This is a genomic window from Xenorhabdus stockiae (assembly GCF_002632825.1).
Lineage (GTDB): Bacteria > Pseudomonadota > Gammaproteobacteria > Enterobacterales > Enterobacteriaceae > Xenorhabdus > Xenorhabdus stockiae.
In genome coordinates this window covers 1-3,203 of record NZ_NJAJ01000085.1, presented here as the reverse complement: position 1 = coordinate 3,203, position 3,203 = coordinate 1, and the positions used below count along the sequence as shown (strand labels likewise).

General features: G+C 53.6%; 3 protein-coding genes. All 3 read right to left on the bottom strand.

What is annotated here, in order from left to right:
• A partial coding sequence (locus Xsto_RS20070; RefSeq protein WP_099126223.1) for a phage tail tape measure protein occupies window positions 1-2,295 on the bottom strand: 2,295 nt, incomplete at its 3' end.
• Between the two features lie 224 nt (window positions 2,296-2,519).
• Window positions 2,520-2,867 carry a phage tail protein gene (locus Xsto_RS20060; protein WP_099126220.1) on the bottom strand — a complete coding sequence of 116 codons (348 nt, stop codon included), beginning with the start codon at window positions 2,865-2,867 and terminating at the stop codon, window positions 2,520-2,522.
• Window positions 2,864-3,203, bottom strand: a 340-nt coding sequence (locus Xsto_RS20055; RefSeq protein WP_099126219.1) for a phage tail protein, incomplete at its 5' end; no start/stop codon positions are given. The genes Xsto_RS20060 and Xsto_RS20055, both read right to left, overlap by 4 nt.

The window sequence follows — 3,203 nt, the reverse complement described above, 5'->3', positions numbered from 1 at the left end:
CTGCCGGATAAGGGCTTTTGCCGGAGCGTAGCGTTCTGCCAGTTCCTGTCGCTGTTTCTGGTGGTTTGCTGCATTGAGGGCTTTCAGGCGTTCAATTTCATTTTGCGAGACTAAGCCGGATTTAGCGACTTCATCCAGTTTTCTTTGCGTCTCCTGCTCGCTGAGCAGAATACGACCTAAACTCGTAGTGTGCGCCCGTTCAATATCAAAACGCAACTGTTGATACTGATTCAGGATCTGAGTGCTGCCTTTTTTCTTTTTGCTCCCTTTATCCTCGCCGTCATCACTGCCTGTCCATGGATTGTTATTACTCTCTTCGGGTTTGGGTTTAGATAGAACGGGTTTTTCGCCCGCCTCAAGTGCTTTTAAGGCTGCATTCGCTTCATCAAGTTGCTTTTTAAATAATTCCGTCTTTTTGCGCGCTTTTTCGTGTTGAGCTTCAAAATGAATAATGTCTTCATTTGCTTTCTTTTTATCTGCCCATAAGCCGCCCAACCCAACGCCAGAGACAAGGTTTTTCTTACCTTGTAAATCAAGCCATATCTTGTCAGTTTCTTCCTTTTGTTTATCCAGTGCATCCCTGTAGTTCAGGATTTTAGAAGACAATTCAACCTTTGAGAGCTGCATCAGGGCATTTTTGGTTTCGAGTACCGCATCGGTAAGATTGGTGGCGCTTTCTCGAGCCTCTTTGGCTCTTTGGTGAAAATAATAGATCGCAGATCCCGCCAGCATTGCCGCCCCGGTCCAGCCACCGAGCAAAGATAATGCCCCACGAGCACCGGCGACTGCGCCACTCAAGGCGCGGGTCGAATACGACAATCGGCGGTTAGCGGCGTCCAGTAGTCGGGTGGCCCGTTCTTTTTGCCTGAGCGCTTCTGTCTCCTGCCGGTACAAGGCATTAATTTCTTTGGAGTAGTTAACAGACAATCCATGCTGAGCATTCACTGCCCGCATTCTTTCAATATGCTCACCCTGACGCTGGGTCAGTTGCATCGTCGCGTTCGCCTGCTCGATAGTGCGCCGGGCGGTTTCAGCCTTCTGCTTGGTGGTATCTCGCATGGCTTTTTCAGTCGCCCGCCATGCACTGACGTTCTCACGTAATCCGGCGGTCATTTTTATGGCCATCACCGGGATAAGGGTATGCAGAGCAACCCGGGCTAGCGTATTAAAGTTCTCAGACAGACTGTTCACGACACCGGTTACATTCTGCACTCCGGTACGCAACGGCCCGTCAGCACTGCTGCCGACTTTAATCGCCAGTCCCTCAAAGGCTTTCCCTAAGACATCCAGATCGGCGCTCAGGTTATTGGCCCGCTCTCCGGCCTGATCATAGGCCACCTGTGTCCCGGTCAGCGACTGTTTGAGTTCGTCCAGCTCACGGCGTCCGGTGACGAGCTGTGAAGCGGCACTCAGGTTAGCCCGCCCGAACAATTTCGCCGCCTGCGCCGTCGATAGCTGTTTGTTTTTCAGGTACTCCAGCGCGGCACTCAGCCCCACGACCGAGGGTTTCAGGTTCTTATCGGTGGATTTCTCCAGCGCCAGCACCACGTTACGGATAGCCACCCCCGCTTCCGCGCCTTTGATACCCCCTTTGGCTAACACCTGAATCGCGGCATTCAGCTCTTCAAACGACATCCCGGCTTGTGAGGCCATCGTACCGCCGTTCTTGATGGCTAAAGCGGTTTCATTGATTTCGGATGCGCCGTATTTTGCCCCAGCGGCCAGTACGTTGATATAGCGATCGGCCTGCGCCGCTGACGCACCGAACTGATTCAGGGACAGCGCTAAGGCTTTGGTCGCTTCCGGTAGTTCAATGCCGGAGGCTTGCGCTAGCGTGATGGCTTTCTCAGTCGCCTGCGTCAGTGCCTGCGTGTTTTTCAGCAACTCCGGTTTCGCCGAGGCCATCAGTTTCAGGGCCTGCGCAACGCCGGTGGCCCCGAATTCTGTTGTTCTTCCCAGTCGCTGGGCGTCTTCATCCAGTTTCTTAAGCTGTGCGCCGGTCGCGCCGGTAATGGCAGACAGATCAGACAAGGCCTGCCCGTATTTGCGGGTGTGGGAGATAATGGTGCCCAGTGAGAACCCGGTGCCCGCCAGTAACGCCAGCTGCCCGGACACGGATTTGATCTGGTTCGCTAACGAACTGTAGGTCTTGGTGACCTTTTTCCCGTCACTGGCGACTTTATCAGCAAAGCGCTCTGATTCCCGCCCGGCATACCGGTACGCATCGGCAATTTGGGATTTAAATGAGGTGGCATTCACCAGTAAGCCGACCGTCAGGTTAGATAAATTCGCCATACGTTAACCTAATAATCTCATGACATCCTCGCACTGCGCCTGCACCGTATCAGAAGCGGCAACGGGCACAGGCGGCGGCGTGTCGGAATGTTTGCGGTTTTTCAGTCGGTAGTAAGCCTGCCACTCATTAAGTGTCGAGGCCGGTAGCGACAGGATGCGATAGGGATCTATTTCGCCGAGCTGTTCTGCAAGGGTAAAGGCAAAGTGCAGCGTCGGCGAATGGATTAGTTTTTTTCGGCCTCCTCCAGTGTCCCGATAGCATGGCGTTTCACTATCTGGATGGCTTCAATGATCGTGGCATTATCATGCACCGCCATCAGCGCCTCAGCACTGGGTAGCTCACTGGCGGCAATGGCCTGTCCTTTATCGTCAACCAGACAATCGAGCAACATCTGAATATTGAGGCGGGAAGCCTCGCGCCCGTCCCCGGCTTGACTCAGTTTTTCCGCCTGTTCTTCCAGCGTCAGTAACTCAGCCGACGTCATCCGGCGCAGATTCACTTGGGTACCAAAGAGTTCGACCGCTTTGATATGCGGGCGCGGGGTCAGTAATGCGGCTTTCAGGGCTTTCATGGTGTCACTCCTGTTTTGGTGGTCCCCCAAACGAGGTTATTCTGTTTGCCCTTGACGGTGATTTGAATGACTTCACTGGCCGGGGCGTTAATGTCGTTCATCTCCCAGCCGGACAGGGCTAATACCATCGTCGCGGTGCGCTTGTTCGGCAGAGCAATATAAAGCTGCACGGTGGCATGCTGTTCTGCCGCCGTCAGAAAGGCCGCAAAATCCGCATCTTCGGGATTATCAATAAAGCCCAGTGACTTCTCCGGCCCTTCCGGCATATCGGAAATAAACTGCTTATTGGTATCCATCAGGGTGGTGCAGTCAATAAAGCTACCGGTGAGTCCGGTG